The organism is Streptomyces sp. SCSIO ZS0520 (assembly GCF_025643355.1).
In the GTDB taxonomy this organism is placed as follows: Bacteria; Actinomycetota; Actinomycetes; order Streptomycetales; family Streptomycetaceae; genus Streptomyces; species Streptomyces physcomitrii.
In genome coordinates this window covers 2,685,402-2,703,294 of record NZ_CP092644.1, presented here as the reverse complement: position 1 = coordinate 2,703,294, position 17,893 = coordinate 2,685,402, and the positions used below count along the sequence as shown (strand labels likewise).

Genomic DNA, 17,893 nt, shown 5'->3' with positions numbered 1-17,893 from the left:
GGAGGGCCTGCTGCTGTCGGTGCGCCGCCAGGGACTCGAACCCCGGACCCGCTGATTAAGAGTCAGCTGCTCTAACCAACTGAGCTAGCGGCGCCTGCTGACGCGAGAACTCTACCCGAACTCCCGGGGTGCTCCCGACCAGTTTTCGACGGCCCCCATTATCACGGAAGTTCCGGAAAGCCCCGCATTCATCCTTCTGGTCCAGCAATATGCAGCTTTTCCGAGTAGTGGGGGAAGGGTGCCCGGACAGGCCCGCTCCCCGCCCCCGCCACCCGCCTCCTGAATGTGAGGGAAATCGCATGCCGGTCCCCGCCCCGGTTCCCTTCCCGGCCCCCGTCTTCGAGGAGTACGAGCCCGCCGACGGCGACTGCCGGTGCCCGGGGTGCGTGTACGTGGGGGGCGCTGACCGGGGGCCCGGCCCGGGGGCGGGTGCTTCCTGGTGGGGCGGCTCCCGAGGGGGTGTCTACCGACTGGGCGGCTCCCGGTGGGGCTGTTCCGGGCAAGGTGTCTCCTGGTCGGTCGTCTCCCGAGGGGGCGACTCCCGGCAGGGCGGCGGCGCGCTCCGCGGCCCGCGCGGGGCCCGCCGGGCGCTGGTGGCCGTCGCGGCGGCGGGCAGCGTCCTCGGTACGGCCGCCGGGGCGGGGGCCCTCCCGGCGCGCACCGCCCCGGCACCCGGGGCGCCCCGCGCCGACGCGGAGCCCGGCACCCCGCAGGGCGGCCGGAGCGGGCTGCACGGCACCGGCTACGGGACGGTGCCCGCGGCCACCACCCGGGCCGCGATCCTCGACCGGGCCAAGAGATGGGTGGCCGCCGAGGTCCCGTACAGCATGGGCGAGTTCCACCGCGACGGTTACCGCCAGGACTGCTCCGGCTTCGTCTCGATGGTCTGGCAGCTCGGCACCAACGTCGGCACCGGCGGCCTCGCCCGCTACGGCACCCGGATCGCCCGCGAGGACCTGGAGCCCGGCGACATCCTGCTCTTCCACAACCCCGCCGACCCCGAGAAGGGCTCGCACGTCACCGTCTTCGGCGGCTGGAGCGACTCCTCGCACCGCTCCTACCTCGCCTACGAGCAGACCCGCCCGCACACCCTGGCCCGCAAGACCCCGTACCCGTACTGGTCGCACGCCGAGGACTACGTCCCCTACCGCTACCGGGGGCTCACCCCGCACGGCGGCGGCACCCCGGGCGCGGACGCGGTCTTCCCGGGCCTCAAGATCTTCGCCCCGGGCGTACGGCACGCCGGTATCACCCGGCTCGGCGAACTCCTCGCGGCCCGCGGCGGCCGCCAGTTCTACCCCGAAGGCCCCGGGCCGCGCTGGACCGAGGCCGACCGCCGCGCGGTGGCCGCCTTCCAGCGCGCCCAGGGCTGGCGGGGCACCGAGGCGAACGGCATCCCGGGTCCGGCGACCTGGGACTACCTGATTCATGGGAAGGGACGGGACATCGTGGGTGTGGGTGTGGATGTGGGTGCTGTCGGAGTGGGCGCTGTCGACAAGGGCGCCGGTGCGGATCCGGAGGCGGGGGTGGGGGCTCGGCAGGGCGCTCGGGCTCGCGGCGGCGGGGTGGTGGAGCGGCCGAGGGGAGGGGCAACAGGCGGCGGGACCGCCGGGCGTACGGCACCCGGACCGGACGCGGCGGAGCAGCGGGCGGCCCCGGACTTCCCCGGGCGGGCGGCCTTCCGGCCCGGGAAGTCGAGCATCCACATCGCCCGCCTGAGCCGCCAACTGGTCAAGCGGGGCTACGGCAGGTTCTACCCCTCCGGTCCCGGCTCGCGCTGGACCGAGAGCGACCGGCGCGCGGTGGAGGCCTTCCAGCGCGCCCAGGGCTGGCGGGGCTCGCGCGCGGACGGCGTTCCGGGCCCGGAAACCTGGCAGCGACTGTTCTCCTGACCGGCCGCTCGGGGGACTCGGCGGTTTGTCGTACGGGGACTGGGGGTCGGGCGGGGTTCTGATGCAGGGGGGCGGACGGCGATCGTTTGCGAAGGCGGAGGCAGCCATGAGGACTACGGACACGACAGGGACCCCCGAGACGCCGCACACCGGCAGCCCGGAACCGGTGGACGCGGGCACGATGCTCCCCGCCGAGGAGCCGGGAGCGCGAGAGCACACGGGGCCGACGGGAACAGCGGGGCTGACGGAGACGGCTCGGACGACGAAGACGGCTGAGGCGATGGCGGCAACCGGGATGGCGAAGTCGCGGGAGGCGGTGAAGTCGCGGGGAGCCACGGGGACGAGGTCGAGAGGGACTGCGCCGACAAGGGGGACCGCGGAGCCGAGAGAGACCGCGGCGGCAAGGGGGACCGCGGAGGCGAGAGGGACTTCGGGGGCGATGGCGCGGGCCGGAGGTCTGCCTGCGGTCGAGGGGACGGGTTCGGGCTCGGACTCGGGCTTGGGCTTGGGTTCGGGTTCGGGTGAGGGGAAGGAGCCGGGGGCGGTGGTGGGGGAGGCGAGGCCCGGGGAGCTGGGGTCGATGGATCTGCGGTCCCCGGTTCCTCAGTCTCCGGAGCCAGGATCCCGGGGTCGGCACTCCATGGATCGGCAGCCCCAGGATTGGCACTCCAGGGACTGGCAGTCCGAGGACCGGCAGTTCCGGGCTCCGCAGTCCGAGGACCGGCAGTCCCGGGCTCCGCAGTCCAAGGATCGGCAGTCTCCCGGTGGATGGTCCCGGGATCCCCAGTCCTTGGATCTCCACTCCCGGGATTCCCGCTCGAAGTCATTCCGCTCTACGGACTCCCGTTCAGCGGACTCCCGCGCTACGGATACCCGCTCAGCGGACTTGCGCTCCCGAGACCCCCATCTCCTCCCCCTGGACCCCGCCCTGCCCCTGAGCTCCACCCACACCGACCCGTTCACCCCTGACCCGGCCGCCACCCCGGCCCCGGCGACCGGCCACGATCTCCCCGGTTCGGCGCTGGCACGGGCCACGGAGACCCTGCCGCGGTACGACCTCTCCCGCCCGGCACCGGCCGTCGCCGAGCCCGCGCACGAGACCTCGGGCAAGGCCCTGGACACGCGGCCCGCACCTGACAGCCGGACGGCGCCCGACAACCGGACGGCGCTCGACACCCGAGCCCCCGCCTCCAGCACCTCCACCACCCCGACCGCCCCACCCCGCGGCCGCCACCGCCGACGCGACCCCGGCCAGCCCCTGGACTGGCAGTCCTCGGATCGCCAGTCCCAGGATGGCCAGACCCCGGCTCACCGGTCCCAGGACGGCCACACCCCGGATCGGCAGTCCTCGGACCGCCAGTCCCCGGACGAGCCGAGCCGGACTCCGGACCAGCGGGACCGCCAGGCGCTCTCCTTCCTGGAGCCGAAGGCGCGGCGGACACCGCGGACGGACACGGTGCCCGCGGAGCACCCCGCGCCCGTACTGCCCGCCGCGGTCGGACTGACCGCCGGGGTGCTCGGGCTTGCCGGGAGCGTCTACGCGCTGGCCTGGTCGGGACTGCTGCCGCGGGCGGCCGGGCTGTCGGCGCTGTCCGAGGGCGGGCTCGGCCCGGTGCAGGGCCTGGTGCTCGTCGTCTCCCTGCTGTTCGCGCTGTTCGGCCTCGCCGGTCTGGCCCGCGGCCGGGTGGGCCGGGCCTGGGTGCTGACCCTGTGCGGCCGGTACCGGGGTACCGTCCGGCAGACCGGGCTGATGTGGGTCAGCCCGCTGATGCACCGCCGCCGGGCCGACGTACGGCTGCGGCACTGGCGCAGCGAGCCGATGCCGGCGGTGGACGCCCAGGGCCTCGCGGTCCAGGTGAGCGTGCTGGTCGTCTGGCGGATCAAGGACACCGCGCGGGCGCTGCTCTCGGTGGACGGGCACGAGGCCTATCTGCGCGAGTGCGTGGAGGCGGTCGTGGCGCGGGTGTTCCCGCAGATGCCCGCCGACACCGGGCGCAACGCCCCCGGCCGGTACCTCAGCGGCCCGAGCCTCCGGGACGCCGAGGCGGTCGGCGAGGAGCTGACCCGGCTGGTGGCCGACGAGGGGCGGCCGGTGGGCCTGGAGGTCTTCTCCGTCCAGGCGGTCTCCCTCGACTACGCGCCCGAGGTGGCGGCGGCGGTACGCAGGCACCGCGCGGCGGCCTGGGACGCCCAGCACCGGGACGCGCTGGTCGGCTCGGTGCTCGACTCGGTGGAGGACACCGTCAACCGCCTCACCAGCCGAGGCCTGGTCGAACTGGACGACTACGAACGCAAGGCGCTCGTACGGGACTTGACGGTGGCCTTCTGCTCGGCACGCGTAGCGGACGGCTCCGCGGCCGAGGACTGACCGCAAGACCGGAACCGAGCGCCAGACCGGGACTGGCCGGGACTGAGCGGAGGGCCGGAACCGAGCGCAAGACCGGGACTGAGCGGGGGCCGGAGCTCAGCGGCGGACCGGCAGCGGACCGACGGAGGACCGACGGAGGACAGGCGGCGGACCGGCAGAGGATTCGGCGGAGGACGGGCGGTCGGCGTTCTACAGCAGGTCGGTCGCCCCGCACCCCCGCTGGGTCAGCTCGCCGATGCAGCCCCACCCCGTACCCGTGACCCACTCGAAGTACTGGGCGGGGCGCGCCGGGATGGCCTCGGCGGTGAAGGTGCCGGTGCCGCTCGGGATGCGCTGCTGGTGGGAGCCGGTCGTGTCGGTGTACGAGGCGACGATGTGCCAGGCACAGGTGTGGGTGGACACCTCGGGCTGGACGCGGAAGGCCATATTGGACTGGCCGTTGCCCAGCTCGACGACGTTCTGGCGGAAGTACAACTGCCCCTGCGAGGCGCCCTCGTCGAGGGCGTACGGTCCCCTGGGCCTGACCTCCTTCCCGCCGGTCAGATCCCAGAGCAGGCCTTGCCGGGGCTCGGATCCCGCGGAGGGGAGGTGGACGACGGTCCGCGCCCCGGGTGCGCGGCAGTCGTCCTTGACGGCCGTCATGCGGTTGACGGTGAGTCCGGCTCCGCGGTCGCTGTTGAGGTTGAGGTCGAAGGTCCGGAACTGGCCGCGGGTGTGCTCGCCGTCCGCGAACTCCAGGGGCCCCGAGGGGTGTTCGAGGAGACGGCCGCCCAGCGGCTTCAGGAACTCCCACACCCGCGCGGACTCGCCGCGCAGCGCGGTGAGCCCGGCCTGTTCGCGGGCGGTGAGCTTCCGGTCGAGGAGCACGGTGATGACCTCGGGCACCTCCTGCTCGTAGTCCTGGGGCGTGACGGTCGCGACGAAGGCGGGCTGCTCGCGGTCGACCGACCTCTCCGCCTGCTTGTCCGAGCGCGCCCGCTCCCTGGCCGTCGAACGGTCCAGGACGAAGGCGGCGTAGTAGGCGACGACGAGGCCCGCCACGACCACGACCGCCACGAGGGCCGCGTACACCGCGCGTTGCCGGGGCGGCAGCCCCCGAAAGCCCGGCAGCCGGTCGTCGGCCCAGGCACTCCACCCGCTCGGGCGCGACGGTACGGGGCTCGACGGGGCCTCGCGCCGCGCGGCGGACGCGGCGACGGGGGCGGGGGCGGGAACGGGGGCGTCACCGGGCGCGGGATCGGTCCGGTCGGCCTGGCCGGTCCGGCGGGTCTGGTCGGTCTGGCCGGTCCGGCGGCTCTGGTCGGTCTGGTCGCCCTGGCCGGAGGAAGAGGGCGGCGGAGAGGGCGGATTGGTGGCCATGGGATCCCCGGGAAGGAGTACGGAAGAAGGAGTACGGAAGGTGTACGGAATGCTGTCGGTCGGAGGCTGTGCCGGGACCCGTCAGTGGCGTCCCGGTGGTGACCAGCCGGGCGCGGGGCCGGTCGGGGAGGGCGCGGCCGGGCCCTTTCCGGTGGCGGCGTCCAGGGCGTAGAGGTTGCCGTCGTTGCTGCCGATGTACACCACCCCGTCCACCACGGCCGGAGTGCAGTCGATCTCCCCGCCCGTGGTGTAGGCCCACTTCTTCTTCCCGGTGGCCGCGTCCAGGGCGTACAGGCGCTTGTCGCGGCTGCCGAGGTGGACCACCCCGCCGACCACGGTGGCGGAGGCGTCGAGCGCGCCCTCGGCGGTGAAGGTCCACGTCTTCCGGCCGGTCGCCGCGTCCAGGCGGTGGAAGGACCGCTCGCTGCCGCAGTACACGGCCCCCTCCGCCACCTGGGGTTTCGAGGCGATCCAGCCGCCGGAGTCGAAGGCCCATCTCTTCTCGCCGGTGGCCGCGTCGAGGGCGTAGAGGTTCTTGTCGCGGGCGCCGACGTAGACGATTCCCCCGGCCACGGTCGGCGAGGCGACGAAGTCGCGGGCGGTGGTGAAGGCCCACCTCTTCCTGCCGGTCGCGGCGTCCAGCGCGTAGACCTTTCCGTCGTTGCTGCCGATGTAGACGACCCCCTCGGCCACCGCGGGGGAGGCGGAGACCCACTTGTCCGTGGCGTACACCCACTTCTTCCTGCCGGTGGCCGCGTCCAAGGCGTAGACGCCGGTGTCCCAGCTGCCGACGTACAGCACCCCGTCGACCACCGCGGGCGTCGAGTGGACCCAACTGTTCGTGCGGAACGCCCACTTCTGCTCGCCCGTGGCGGCGTCCAGGGCGTAGACGTTCTTGTCGTCGCTGCCGATGTACACGAGGCCGCCGACCACTCGGGGCGAGGAGACGGCCCGCGCGGCGACGCGGAACGCCCATTTCTGCCTGCCGGTGGCGGCGTCCAGGGCGAGGACCTTCTTGTCGCTGCCGAGGTAGACCACCCCCTCGGCCACCGCGGGGGAGGACTCGATCCAGCCCCCGATGGCATGACGCCAGGGACGCCGTGGCCCGGGCGCGGGGGAGCCGCCCGTGTCGCCGCTCGGCTTGCGCCGGTCGCCGCCGCCGTCCTCCGCGGAGCCGCCGTCGGAGCAACCGGCAGCGGCGGCGCCGACACCCCACGCGGCCACCGCGCCGAGCCCGATCCGCAGCACCCTCCGGCGGCCGGGCGGCCGACGCCCCTCTGACAACCGTCCAGCCATCACGAACCCCCGTTCCGGACACCGCGCGCAGGGCCCAACGGGCTTGCGCACGAGCGCAGTTGGTCCCGCGACACTCGCAGAGACCATCCCATACGGGGACCACGCTGAGGCAAGACGGCGCCACGGTCGGTGACACGGGGACTCGCCCGATCCCGCCCTCTCGGTCTCAGGACCGTCCTCTCGGCCCCAGGACCGCCCTCCCGGCCTCAGGGCTTCCGGACCGGTCTCAGGGCTTCCGGACCCGGTACCGCAGATGGGTCACCGATCCCGTGATCGCCTCGCCCTCCGGGACCAGTTCGGCCCGCTCGCCCGCGAAGAGCGGGGTGCCGCCGCCGAGGAGTACCGGGACGAGGTGGAGCTGCACCTCGTCGAGCAGGCCCGCCCTGAGCAGCGCGCGGGCGGTCTCGGCGCCCAGTACCCGGACGTCCTTGTCCCCCGCGGCCTCCCGGGCGCGCCGGGTGGCGTCCTCCAGGCCGGCGAAGGCGAAGGTCCCGCCGTTGCCGCCGACCAGGTCCGCCCTGGTCCGGTGGGTGACCACGAAGCTCGGTACGCCGGGCCAGGGGGTGCCGCCCCAGGGGCGCAGCCCGAGGTCGAAGGTGCGCCGTCCGATGAGGGCGGCCCCGGTCCGCGCGTCCAGCTCCCGTGCGACGGCGAGGTCGGCCTCGCCCCCGGGTCCCTCCCCGGCGTGCCACTCGTGGAGCCCTTCGCCGCCGGCCCCCATGGGCTCCTCGTCCCGGACATCCGGCCCGGCCGTGAACCCGTCCAGGGACACGGACACATCCAGCACCACCTTGCCCATCGCGGGCCTCCTCGCTTCCACCGACCGCACCGAACATGCCGACCGCACCGAACATGCCGACCACACCGACCACACCGACCGTGCCGACAACATCACCGGCACCGACGCCGGTACCCACGGCGACACAACCGATCACGTTCGGGAACGTACGCCTCCCGGGCCCGGCCCGCAGCGCGGCCCGCGTGTCGCCGTGAAGGGCCTGTACGCGGCACGGGCGCGGCGCGCGCACGGCGCATACACGAGACGTCCGCCGAATCCCCGGACCATACTGGGGGCCGTCCCCTGCCTCCCCGAAGACCTCCGAAGACCCCCAGTAACCCCGGAAGACCATGCCGAAGACAAGGACCTCCTTGACCCCAGTCCCCGCCACGACCTGGCTCGGCCAGGGGCGCCATCCCGGCGCCGAGCCCGAAGTGGACGTCCGCCGCAATCTCATCGCGCTGAAGTCCGCGGGGGTGATCGACGACTTCCTCGACCTCGACCCCGCGGAGGCCGCCCGGCCCGTGATCGGCGGCCCCCACGAGGAGCCGGTGACCGCGCCCGGCGCCCTCGCCCGGCGGCTCTTCGAGGCCCGGTGGCGGGTGGACGGGGACGTCGTCGTACGCGCCCGCCTGACCACGTACGAACCCGGCGGACGCCGCGACGACCAGGCGGTCTCCTGGGTGCTCGTCGCCGAGGCGGACCGGGCCTGGCGGCTGGACTGGCCCTCGCCCGCGACGATGTTCTGGCCGGACAGCGAGCGCGTGCCCTGGGACCGCGAACCGGTCGCGGGCCTGCGGCTGCGCGCCACCAACCCGCTGCCCGCCGACGACAAGGAGATGCGCACCCTGCTGAAGGAGTGCGCACGCCAGAGCTGGTACATCCACCTCGTGGTGCACGAGGCGATGACGCCCGACGCGCACGGGCAGCGCTCGCTGACCCGGTTCCTGCCGCCGAGCCTGCGCCACCGGGTGGTCGAGCACCGCGCCTCCCCGGAGCAGTTCCAGATCGTCAACTACGCGGTGAAGGACCTGCGCGTAGTGGTGCCCAGGGGCGGCGCGGTGGTGCTGCCGACCTCGCCGCCGGGCCCGGAGTACGACACCGAGCGCTTCGGCGTACGCAGTGTCTTCCTGGACGGTTCGCAGCCGACCGAACTCCTCGCGAAGATCATCGAGTTCGCGGGGCTGCCGCGGGAGATGTCCCCGGAGGCGGAGCAGGCTGTCACCAGCAGGCGCCGCACCTGGCACCTGCTGACCATGGAGGAGGAGCTGGCGCACGCGCGGGCCCTGGTCGCCCACTACGCGGAGGCGCTCGACGCGATGACGAAGTCCCGGGACCTCTACCGCGAGGCCGCCGAACTGGCCCGGGCCGCGATGGCCGAGTCCGGGGACTCCCGGGGCGCCACCGCACCCGGCCCGGCTCCCGGCACCAGGCCCGAGGGCTCCGCCACGGGCCGCTTCACCAAGGCCTTCGCCCGCATCAAGGACCCGGGCAAGCGCCGCCCCACCGACTGATCCGGCCAGGCGCCGACGACCGATCCGGCCGGACGGCGTCGCCCCCTCGGCGGCCGGTCCCGCTGTCGCCCCCTCGACGATCGATCCCCGCTGTCGCCCCCCTCGACGGCCGGTCCCGCCGTCGCTCCCCGCACGACCGATCCCGCCCGGCTGCCGCCCGCCGTCCGCCGTCCATCCCCCATCCGCCACCTGCCCTCGCCCCCGGCTCCATTAGGCTCGCCCGCCATGGACCACACCCCCGGCCCCGAGGCACCCGGCGCCACGGACGACGTCCCCGCCCCCGGCACTCTCGACCAGCTCGCCGCCGAGGCCTGGCGGCTGACCGAGGGCCGCCCCCGTGCCGTACTCGGACTCGCGGGTCCGCCCGGTGCCGGGAAGTCCACCCTGGCCCGCGCCCTTGTCACCGCGGTCGAGCAGGTCAGGGGGCCCGGCACCGCCGCGTATCTGCCGCTCGACGGCTTCCATCTGTCGAACGCGCAGTTGCGCCGCCTCGGCCTGAGCGACCGCAAGGGCTCCGAGCCGAGTTTCGACGTCCACGGGTACGCGGCGCTCCTCGCGCGGGTGTGCGCCGCGGCGGCGGAGCCGAGCCCGTACGGCGTCTACGTACCGGACTTCGACCGGACCCTGGACGAGCCGGTCGCGGCCCGGCACCTGGTCCCGCCGACCGCCCGGCTCGTGGTCACCGAGGGGAACTACCTCGCCTGCGACCTCCCGGGCTGGCGCGAGGCCCGTGCGCTGATGGCCGGGTGCTGGTACGTGGCGGCCCCGAGTGCCGTGCGCCGGGCCCGCCTCCTGGACCGGCACGTCCACCACGGCCGCACCCCGGGCGCCGCCCGCGACTGGGTGGCCGCCAACGACGACCCGAACGGCGAACTGGTCGAGGCCTCCCGGGCGCGCGCGGACCGGATCCTCACCCCGCCGCCGCTGCCCCCGGACTCCTGAGCCGCTGCCCGCGGACTCCTGAGCCGCCGCCGAGCCGCCCCGTACCGCCGCACCGCGCGAGCCCACCCGCGTACCGCCGCGCCGGGAACGACGAAGGCCCCCCGCTCTCGCGAGGGGCCTTCACTGTGCGCCGCCAGGGACTCGAACCCCGGACCCGCTGATTAAGAGTCAGCTGCTCTAACCAACTGAGCTAGCGGCGCGTGACCGGGTAATCGTACCTGGTCCCCGGGGGTGCTCCGGACCGGGCGGGGGCCCCGGCGGGCGTCCTGCCCGCCGGGGCCCCCGCACCGGCTCCGCGCCTCGGCTCACCGGTTCACAGCACGGCGCTCAGGAACTCCCGGGTGCGCTCGTGCTCCGGCTCGTTGAACATCTTCTCCGCCGTGCCGGACTCGATGACGCGGCCGGAGTCGAACATCAGGACCTGGTCCGAGATGTCCCGGGCGAAGCCCATCTCGTGGGTGACGCAGAGCATCGTGATGTCGGTGGTGTGCGCGATGTCGCGCAGGACGTCCAGGACGCCCGCCACCAGCTCCGGGTCGAGGGCCGAGGTGACCTCGTCGAGCAGCAGCACCTGCGGGCGCATGGCGAGCGCCCGGGCGATGGCCACCCGCTGCTGCTGGCCGCCGGAGAGCTGCGTCGGGTAGGCGTCGGTCTTGTCGCCGAGGCCGACCATGTCGAGCAGCTCGCGGGCCCGCTCCTCGGCCTCGTCCTTGGGCAGGCCGAGGACGCTGACCGGCGCCTCGGTGATGTTGCGCAGCGCGCTCATGTTCGGGAAGAGGTTGAACTGCTGGAAGACCATCCCGATGTTCTTGCGGACCTCGCGGATGTGCTTCTCACCGGCCTTGACCAGCTTGCCGTTCCGCTCCTCGTGCGTGAGGTACTTCCCGCCGACCCTGATCGTGCCCTCCTCGGGCTTGAGCAGGGTCATCAGGAGTCTGAGGATCGTGGTCTTGCCCGATCCGGACGGGCCTATCAGGGTGACGTGCTTGCCGGAGTTCACCGAGAAGTCCAGCTCGTCGAGGACGACATTGCTGCCGAAGCGCTTGGTGACCTTGTCGAAGCGGATCAGCTCCTTGCCGTCGACCGCGGGGTTCGACTGGTCCTTGATGAGGTTCTGGTCAGCGGACAAGACGACGCTCCAGGGCTCGGAGGAGAAGAGAAGCCGGGTAGGCGATGACGATGAAGGCGACACCCACGACGGTGAGGGCCTCGGTGGTGAAGGTCGCGTCGCTGAAGGCCCGGGCCTCGCCGAGCATGTCCAGCGCGCCGATGACGGAGATCATCGGGGAGTCCTTCAGCATCGCGACCACGTAGTTGCCGAGCGCGGGGATCACGCGGCGGATGGCCTGCGGCAGGATCACCGCGGTCCAGGTGCGGCGCTTGGACAGGCTCAGCGCGGTGGCGGCCTCCCACTGCCCGACCGGTACGCCCTCGATGCCCGCCCGGTAGACCTCGGCGGTGTACGTCGAGTAGTGCAGGCCGAGGCCGATGATGCCGGTGGTCAGCGGGGACATCGTGGGCCCCCACTCGGGCACCACGGTGAAGAGGAAGAAGAGCTGCACCAGCAGCGGCGTGTTCCGGATGAACTCGGTGAGCGCGCCCACCGGCCAGGTGATCCACCGCTGGTCGGAGCGGAGGGCGATGGCCCAGACGAGTCCGAGTGCGAAGGCGATCAGGGTGCCCCAGCCCAGTGCCTGGAGGGTGACGAGCACCCCGTCCCAGAACTGCGGCATGAAGTCGTCGACGACCTGCCAGTCCCAGTTCACTTGGCACCTCCCGTACCCGTGACGGCGTCGGTCGCCGACTTGCTGCGCAGACCGCTGAGGAAGCCGGTCTTCTCCGGGGGCGTCTTACCCATCCGCCGGTTGGCCTGCCGTTCCAGGAGCCGCATGCCCCGGGTGAGCAGGAAGGCGAAGACGAAGTAGATGACCAGGAGCAGCGTGTAGATCGGCGCGCTGTCGCCCTTCGCGAGACGCAGCAGATTGCCCGCGAAGGTCATGTCCGCCACCGCGATGGTGGAGACGAGGGCGGTGCCCTTGAGCAGTTCGATCAGCAGGTTGTTGAAGGGCGGGATCATCTCCGGCCAGGCCTGCGGCAGTTCGATCTTGCGCAGCCGCTGGGCCTTGGTGAAGTTCAGGGCGATGCCCGCCTCGCGCTGGGCCGGTGCGACCGCGGCGAGCGCGCCGCGCACGATCTCGGAGCCGTACGCCCCGTAGGTGAGCCCCAGGGCGAGCACACCGGCGGCCATCGGCACGAACTGGATGCCGAGCAGCGAGGGCACCGCGTAGGCCATCCAGAACATCATGACCAGGGCCGAGGTGCCGCGGAAGATCTCGAAGTACGTGCCGGAGGCGAACCGGACGATCCACAGCGGCGAGGTGCGCAGGGTGCCGATCAGGAAGGAGACGGCGAGCGCCAGGGCGGCGCTGTAGACGGTGACCTGGACGGTGATCCAGATGCCCGGCAGAAACCATTCGGTGAAGAACTTCTCCGACATCATGAGGCGGCTCCCTCGGCGGGAGGACAGAGGTCCTTGACCGTGAGGTCGGTCATCTCCTCCTCGGTGAAGCCGAAGGGCTTCACGAGCCGGAGCAGTTCGCCGCTCTTCTTCATCTTGTGGAGCTCCCGGTTGAAGGCGTCCCGGAAGTTCTTCTCGGAGAGCCGGAAGGCGAAGCCGCCCGCGCCGTAGGCGGGCTTGCCGTCGACCTCGGGCTGGAAGGCCTCGCTGGCCTCGACCCGGGGGCTGCCCTTGACCACGTCCTTGACGGTGACGTTGGTGCCCGCGAAGGCGTCGACCCGGCCCTGGGCGACCGCGTCGCGGCCCGCCACCTGGTCGGGGAGGATCAGGATGTCCTTGACGCCCGCGGCCTTCGCGTAGTCGACCTCGGCGTAGGCGGTGCCGCTGGCCAGCTTGAGGCCGCGCTTGGCGATGTCCTCGTAGCTCTTGATGCCCTTGGGGTTGCCCTTGCGGACGATGAAGGCGTCGAGCATCAGATAGTCGGGGTCCGAGAAGAGGACCTGTTCGCAGCGGACCGGGTTGATGTACATGCCCGCCGAGACGACGTCGAACTGCTGGACCTTGAGGCCGGGTATCAGCGAGCCGAACTGCGTCGGTATCGCGCGTACGTCGGGTATCCCGAGCCGCTTGAAGATGACCTTCGCGATCGCGGGCGCCTCCCCGGTCGCCTCGCCGTCCGCGTCGATGTAGCCGAAGGGCTTCTCACCGGCGACGCCGATCTTGACCGTGCCCGAATCGCGGAGCTTGTCGAGCAGGCTGCCGCCCTCGACCGTCCCCTCGTCGGGTACGCGGCTGCAGCCGGCGGCACCCAGCGCGGCCACCGAGCCGAGCGCTGCCGCCCCCGCGAACAGCGACCGGCGGCGCATGCCACCCGGTTCCCGTTGGTGTTGTCTTTCCGAAGTCGGAGCCATGGGCGCGCGGCTACCCCAATGCATGCGGAGTATGCGGTTCACTTTCGGCCCCTTCTGTGGGCCCTGCCTCCCGAGCCCCCTTGACCCCAGGAGCACCCATGGTTCATGACTTGGTCCATGACTGAGCGATTCATCGAGGTCTCCCTTCCCAAGCGCGGTGTCCACTGCACTGCGAAGCTTCTCGACGACCGCGCGCCCCTGACCTGTCAGGCGGTGTGGGACGCACTCCCGCTGGGAGGGGACGTCTATCACGCGAAGTATGCCCGCAACGAGATCTATGCGCTCTTCGAGCCTTTCGCGGCCCAGGAGCCCCCGATGGAGAACCCCACGGTCACGCCCATCCCCGGGGATCTCTGCTACTTCTCCTTCAACGGCACCCAGCTGGGCAGTCAGGCCTACGGCTACGCCTCGGCGGGCGCCGAGGTGAAGGCGGGGGCCACCCTGGTGGACCTGGCGCTGTTCTACGAGCGGAACAACCTGCTCCTCAACGGCGACCTCGGCTGGATCCCCGGCATCGTCTGGGGCAGCGTCGTCGAGGGCCTGGACCGGATGGCCGACGCCTGCCAGGACCTGTGGCGCGCGGGGGCCCTCGGCGAGTCCCTGACCTTCAAGCGGGCCTGAACCCCGGCCCCGGGCGGGCCGCCGCGCCCGCCCGGGCCCCCGCTCAGACCGCCGTGCTCTCCGGCACCCCCGCCACCCCGGCCGCGTACAGCGCGTGCGCGGCCCGCAGCACCAGGGCGTCCTCGTGCCGCGCCGCCACCAGCTGCAGCCCGATCGGCAGCCCGGCCGCGTCCAGACCGACCGGCACGCTGGCGGCGGGCTGCTGGGTGAGGTTGAAGGGGTACGTGAAGGGGGTCCAGCCCGTCCAGCGCGTGAGGCCCGAGCCGGGCGGCACCTCCACGCCGCCCTCGAAGGCGGTCAGCGGCAGCGTCGGGGTCACCAGGAGGTCCCAGTCGCGGTGGAAGGCGCCCATCCGGCGGCCGAGGTCCATCCGTACGTCCACCGCCGCCAGGTAGTCCAGCGCGCTGTGCCGGGCGCCCTCCTCGCAGATCTCCCGCAGCCCGGGGTCCAGGAGGGCGCGCTGCTCCTCGCCCAGGCCCTGGGTGACCCGGGCGGCGCCGCTGAACCACAGGGTGTGGAAGGCGGCCACCGGGTCCGCGAAGCCGGGGTCCCGCTCCTCGACGTGCGCCCCGAGGTCCTCCAGGCGCTCCACGGCCCTGCGCACCGCCGCGGCCACCTCGGGCTGCACCTCGACCTGCCCGCCGAAGTCGGGGGAGAAGGCGATCCGCAGGCCGGAAAGCCCGCCGTCCAGCTGCTGGGTGAACTCGCCCTGGGACGGGGCGAGTTGGGACCAGTCGCGGGGGTCGGGGCCGCTGATCACATCCATCATCAGGGCCGCGTCGGCGGCGTCCCGGGTCATCGGGCCGACGTGCGCGAGGGTGCCGAAGGCGCTCGCCGGATACAGCGGCACCCGCCCGTAGGTCGGCTTCAGCGCGAAGATCCCGCTGAAGGCCGCCGGGATCCGCACCGAGCCGCCGCCGTCGGTGCCCAGCGAGAGCGGCCCGCACCCGAGCGCCACCGCCGCCGCGCTGCCGCCGCTGGAGCCGCCCGCGGTCCGCGCGGGGTCGTACGGATTGCCGGTGACCCCCGACAGCGGCGAGTCGGTGACCCCCTTCCAGCCGTACTCCGGGGTGGTCGTCTTCCCCGCGAACACCGCCCCGTGCTCGCGCAGCCGGGCCACCGAGGGGGCGTCCTCGGGGAACTCGCCGGTGGTGGCCGAGGTGCGGGAGCCGCGCAGGGTCGGCGCGCCCCGCAGCAGCAGGATGTCCTTCACGGTGACCGGCACCCCGTCGACCAGGCCCGCGGGCTCCCCGCGCCGCCACCGGTCCTCGGAGGCGCGCGCCTGCTCCAGCGCCTCCTCGCCGTGCACCCGCACGAAGGCGTTGACCGCGTGCTCGGTCTCCTCGATCCGGGCCAGCACCGCCCGCACCACCTCGACGGGACTGAACTCGCCGCCGCGGTACCCCGCCACCAGCTCGGTCGCCGTCAGCCGGCTGAGGTCGCTCATCGCACTCCTCGGTTCACGCTTGCCTCCCGGCCCGGCGGCCGCCGGCCCGGCTCCCTCGCCCGTACGCGCTCTCCCGCCCGTACGGCCCGTACAGCCCGTACGGAACCTGCCGCGCGGCCGTACAGTCCCCGGCCCCGCGGGCGGGCTCAGTGCCCGGGAACGTACCCGCGCTCCTTGTCGACGACATTGCGCAGCGGTTGCCCGGCGGTCCACCGCTCGAACTGCGCGACGAACTGCTCGCCGAGATCGTCCCGCCAGCCGACGGTGTCGCCGCTCATGTGCGGCGAGACGATCAGCCCCGGGGCCTCCCACAGCGGGCTCCCTGCGGGCAGCGGCTCCTGCTCGAAGACGTCCAGGGCGGCGCCCGCGAGACGGCGCTCGGCCAGCGCCTCGGCGAGGTCGGACTCCACGACGAGCTGGCCCCGGCCGACGTTGACGAAGCGCGCCGAGGGCGGCATCAGCGCGAAGCGCCGCCGGTCGAACATGCCGCGGGTGTCCTCGGTCAGCGGCGCCACGCACACCACCCAGTCGGCGCGCGTCAGCAGCGCGTCCAGGTCCTCGGGACCGTGCACCTCGCCGCGCGCGGTCCGGCCGACCAGCGCCGTGGTGATCCCGAGCGCCTCCAGGGTGCGGACGATGGCCCGGCCGATGGGACCCGAACCCACCACACAGGCGCGAGTTCCGGCCACCCGCTGGCTTTCCCGATGGCGCCATTGGTGCGCCCTCTGGAGCTCCAGGGTCCGCGGAAGATCTTTTGCCATCGACAAAACGAGCGCGGCGACATATTCCGCGATGGGCTGGTCGAAGATCCCGCGCGCGTTGGTCACCACCGTGTCGGAGGCGGCCAGCTCCGGAGACATCAGATGATCTACGCCCGCGCTCGCGGTGTGTACCCAGCGTGGCCGCGGACCCTCGCCCGGCCAAGCCCCGCGCACCGCGTGCGAGAGGAAGTCCCAGACCAGCAGGACATCCGCCTCAGGCAGCTGACCTGCGAGGGAGTCCTCGTCGGCGTGGAGGATCCGTGCTTTTCCGGTGAGTTTCCCGAGGCGGGGCGGCGGCTCCGCGTCGAGCACGAGAAGGGTCGGTTCTGTCATGGCGGGGAAACCGTTTCGCAATGCGTGTCCGCTTCTCTGGGAGGCGTATCGGATCATGCCGATCGGGCGGCTGAGAACTGCGGATTGACCACGCTGGCACCGGAACCTACCTTCGTCAACACGGACCCTTTTTGCGATCCGCATCGCCCCGTCCCGACGTCCCGGCATGTGCCGGTCATTCCCTAATTCCGGCCACCGCTGGCCGGCCCTCCGCACGCCCGAGAAGAGGGGCCTGCTATGGACGTCTCCTATCTCTCCTACCTAGGTGGGCCCCACCCGCAACGCGGTGTGGGAGTCGTCGCCCCCTTCGATTTCGCGCTCGACCGTGAGCTGTGGCGCTGGGTACCCGACGAGGTATCGCTGCACGTCACGCGGACCCCCTATGTGCCGGTGGAGGTCAGCCTCGACCTCGCCCGGCTCGTGAGCGAGCACGAGACCCTGGGCGAGGCGGTACGCGCACTCGGCACCCCCGGGCCCGAGGTGCTCGCCTACGCCTGCACCTCGGGCAGCTTCGTCGGCGGCAGAGCGGGCGAACTGGCCATGTGCGAGGCGATGACCCGGGCCGGCGAGGTCCCCTCGCTGACCACCTCCGGCGCCCTCCTGGAAGCCCTCGACGAACTCGACGCCCGCCGCATCGCGCTCGTCACCCCCTACACGATGTCGGTGACCCACTCCCTGGAGGACTATCTCGCCGAGGGCGGCGTCACCGTCCTCGGTCGGGCCTTCATGGGCCTGACCCGGCACATCTGGAAGGTCCCCTACCGCGACGTGGTGGACATGGCGAGGCATGCTGTAAGTGGGTTCGCCGACGAGGTCGACGCGCTCTTCATCAGCTGCACGAACCTGCCCACGTACGACGTGATCCCGCAGCTGGAGGCCGAGCTGAGGATGCCCGTCATCTCGGCCAACCAGGTCACGATGTGGGCAGCACTGCGCAGGCTGGGTACGCGTGCGGTGGGGCCGTACCAGGCGCTGCTCGACCCGAGCGCGCGCCCGGGCGCGGCACCGCTGGAAACACCGCCGCTGGACACGCCGCCCGCGGCGGGGGGACAGGTCCCCCTGCAGGAGCCCTTCCAGGACTCCCTGCCGGAAGCCCTGCGGGAGTCGCTCCAGGACTCGCTGCAGGAGGGACAGCCACCATGGCCCTAGCCGG

At 72.8% G+C, this 17,893-nt stretch carries 15 protein-coding genes and 2 tRNA genes; 6 read left to right on the top strand and 11 right to left on the bottom strand.

The features are described 5' to 3' along the window. Nucleotides 1-20: 20 nt before the first annotated feature. A tRNA-Lys gene (locus MID12_RS10035) sits at nucleotides 21-94 on the bottom strand. Between the two features lie 205 nt (nucleotides 95-299). Between MID12_RS10035 and MID12_RS10030 the strand changes: the two genes are divergently transcribed. Together MID12_RS10030 and MID12_RS10025 are read left to right on the top strand one after the other, a co-directional pair. Continuing rightward, nucleotides 300-1,892, top strand: a complete 1,593-nt coding sequence (locus MID12_RS10030) for a peptidoglycan-binding protein (protein ID WP_263166274.1) — start codon at nucleotides 300-302, stop codon at nucleotides 1,890-1,892. A gap of 886 nt (nucleotides 1,893-2,778) precedes the next feature. After that, complete coding sequence (locus tag MID12_RS10025) at nucleotides 2,779-4,260, top strand: SPFH domain-containing protein (RefSeq protein ID WP_263166272.1); 1,482 nt, start codon at nucleotides 2,779-2,781, stop codon at nucleotides 4,258-4,260. 189 nt (nucleotides 4,261-4,449) lie between these two features. Here MID12_RS10025 and MID12_RS10020 read toward each other — a convergent pair whose 3' ends face one another. The 3 genes from MID12_RS10020 to MID12_RS10010 all read right to left on the bottom strand — a co-directional run bounded on the left by MID12_RS10020 (nucleotide 4,450) and on the right by MID12_RS10010 (nucleotide 7,714). Beyond that, complete coding sequence (locus MID12_RS10020; protein ID WP_263166270.1) at nucleotides 4,450-5,619, bottom strand: hypothetical protein; 1,170 nt, start codon at nucleotides 5,617-5,619, stop codon at nucleotides 4,450-4,452. An 81-nt stretch (nucleotides 5,620-5,700) separates the two neighbouring features. Beyond that, nucleotides 5,701-6,867 carry a PQQ-binding-like beta-propeller repeat protein gene (locus MID12_RS10015; protein WP_263166268.1) on the bottom strand — a complete coding sequence of 389 codons (1,167 nt, stop codon included), beginning with the start codon at nucleotides 6,865-6,867 and terminating at the stop codon, nucleotides 5,701-5,703. 274 nt (nucleotides 6,868-7,141) lie between these two features. Then, complete coding sequence (locus MID12_RS10010) at nucleotides 7,142-7,714, bottom strand: dihydrofolate reductase family protein (RefSeq protein ID WP_263166267.1); 573 nt, start codon at nucleotides 7,712-7,714, stop codon at nucleotides 7,142-7,144. Nucleotides 7,715-8,064: 350 nt separating this feature from the next. On the opposite strand from MID12_RS10010, the gene MID12_RS10005 reads away from it, so the two are divergent. Together MID12_RS10005 and MID12_RS10000 are read left to right on the top strand one after the other, a co-directional pair. Continuing rightward, on the top strand, nucleotides 8,065-9,207 hold the full coding sequence (locus MID12_RS10005) for a hypothetical protein (RefSeq protein ID WP_263166265.1): 1,143 nt from the start codon (nucleotides 8,065-8,067) through the stop codon (nucleotides 9,205-9,207). A 225-nt stretch (nucleotides 9,208-9,432) separates the two neighbouring features. After that, nucleotides 9,433-10,149 (top strand): nucleoside/nucleotide kinase family protein, encoded by a 717-nt coding sequence (locus tag MID12_RS10000; protein WP_263166262.1) that lies wholly within the window; start codon nucleotides 9,433-9,435, stop codon nucleotides 10,147-10,149. Between the two features lie 126 nt (nucleotides 10,150-10,275). Here MID12_RS10000 and MID12_RS09995 read toward each other — a convergent pair. The 5 genes from MID12_RS09995 to ehuB form a co-directional block, all read right to left on the bottom strand. Next, nucleotides 10,276-10,349, bottom strand: a tRNA-Lys gene (locus MID12_RS09995). A gap of 113 nt (nucleotides 10,350-10,462) precedes the next feature. Next, nucleotides 10,463-11,278, bottom strand: coding sequence for an ectoine/hydroxyectoine ABC transporter ATP-binding protein EhuA (gene ehuA / locus MID12_RS09990; RefSeq protein WP_040249041.1), 816 nt, complete (start codon nucleotides 11,276-11,278; stop codon nucleotides 10,463-10,465). Next, nucleotides 11,268-11,915 carry an ectoine/hydroxyectoine ABC transporter permease subunit EhuD gene (gene ehuD, locus MID12_RS09985; protein WP_040249038.1) on the bottom strand — a complete coding sequence of 216 codons (648 nt, stop codon included), beginning with the start codon at nucleotides 11,913-11,915 and terminating at the stop codon, nucleotides 11,268-11,270. The genes ehuA and ehuD overlap by 11 nt, the downstream gene beginning before the upstream one ends. After that, a complete protein-coding gene (ehuC, locus tag MID12_RS09980; RefSeq protein ID WP_040249035.1) occupies nucleotides 11,912-12,649 on the bottom strand; it encodes an ectoine/hydroxyectoine ABC transporter permease subunit EhuC in 738 nt (245 codons plus the stop codon). The genes ehuD and ehuC overlap by 4 nt, the downstream gene beginning before the upstream one ends. Then, nucleotides 12,646-13,578, bottom strand: a complete 933-nt coding sequence (gene ehuB, locus MID12_RS09975) for an ectoine/hydroxyectoine ABC transporter substrate-binding protein EhuB (RefSeq protein ID WP_040249032.1) — start codon at nucleotides 13,576-13,578, stop codon at nucleotides 12,646-12,648. Before ehuB ends, ehuC begins: the two co-directional genes overlap by 4 nt. Nucleotides 13,579-13,695: 117 nt before the next feature. On the opposite strand from ehuB, the gene MID12_RS09970 reads away from it, so the two are divergent. Then, nucleotides 13,696-14,199, top strand: a complete 504-nt coding sequence (locus tag MID12_RS09970; protein WP_040249030.1) for a DUF3830 family protein — start codon at nucleotides 13,696-13,698, stop codon at nucleotides 14,197-14,199. Nucleotides 14,200-14,242: 43 nt separating this feature from the next. Here the strand turns inward: MID12_RS09970 and MID12_RS09965 are convergent, their stop codons facing one another. Together MID12_RS09965 and MID12_RS09960 are read right to left on the bottom strand one after the other, a co-directional pair. After that, nucleotides 14,243-15,646, bottom strand: coding sequence for an amidase (locus tag MID12_RS09965; protein ID WP_263166255.1), 1,404 nt, complete (start codon nucleotides 15,644-15,646; stop codon nucleotides 14,243-14,245). 146 nt (nucleotides 15,647-15,792) lie between these two features. Then, nucleotides 15,793-16,740, bottom strand: a complete 948-nt coding sequence (locus MID12_RS09960) for a D-2-hydroxyacid dehydrogenase (protein WP_263166254.1) — start codon at nucleotides 16,738-16,740, stop codon at nucleotides 15,793-15,795. A gap of 237 nt (nucleotides 16,741-16,977) precedes the next feature. Here MID12_RS09960 and MID12_RS09955 point away from each other — a divergent pair, with 237 nt between their 5' ends. After that, nucleotides 16,978-17,889, top strand: coding sequence for a decarboxylase (locus MID12_RS09955; RefSeq protein WP_159392995.1), 912 nt, complete (start codon nucleotides 16,978-16,980; stop codon nucleotides 17,887-17,889). Nucleotides 17,890-17,893 lie beyond the last annotated feature (4 nt).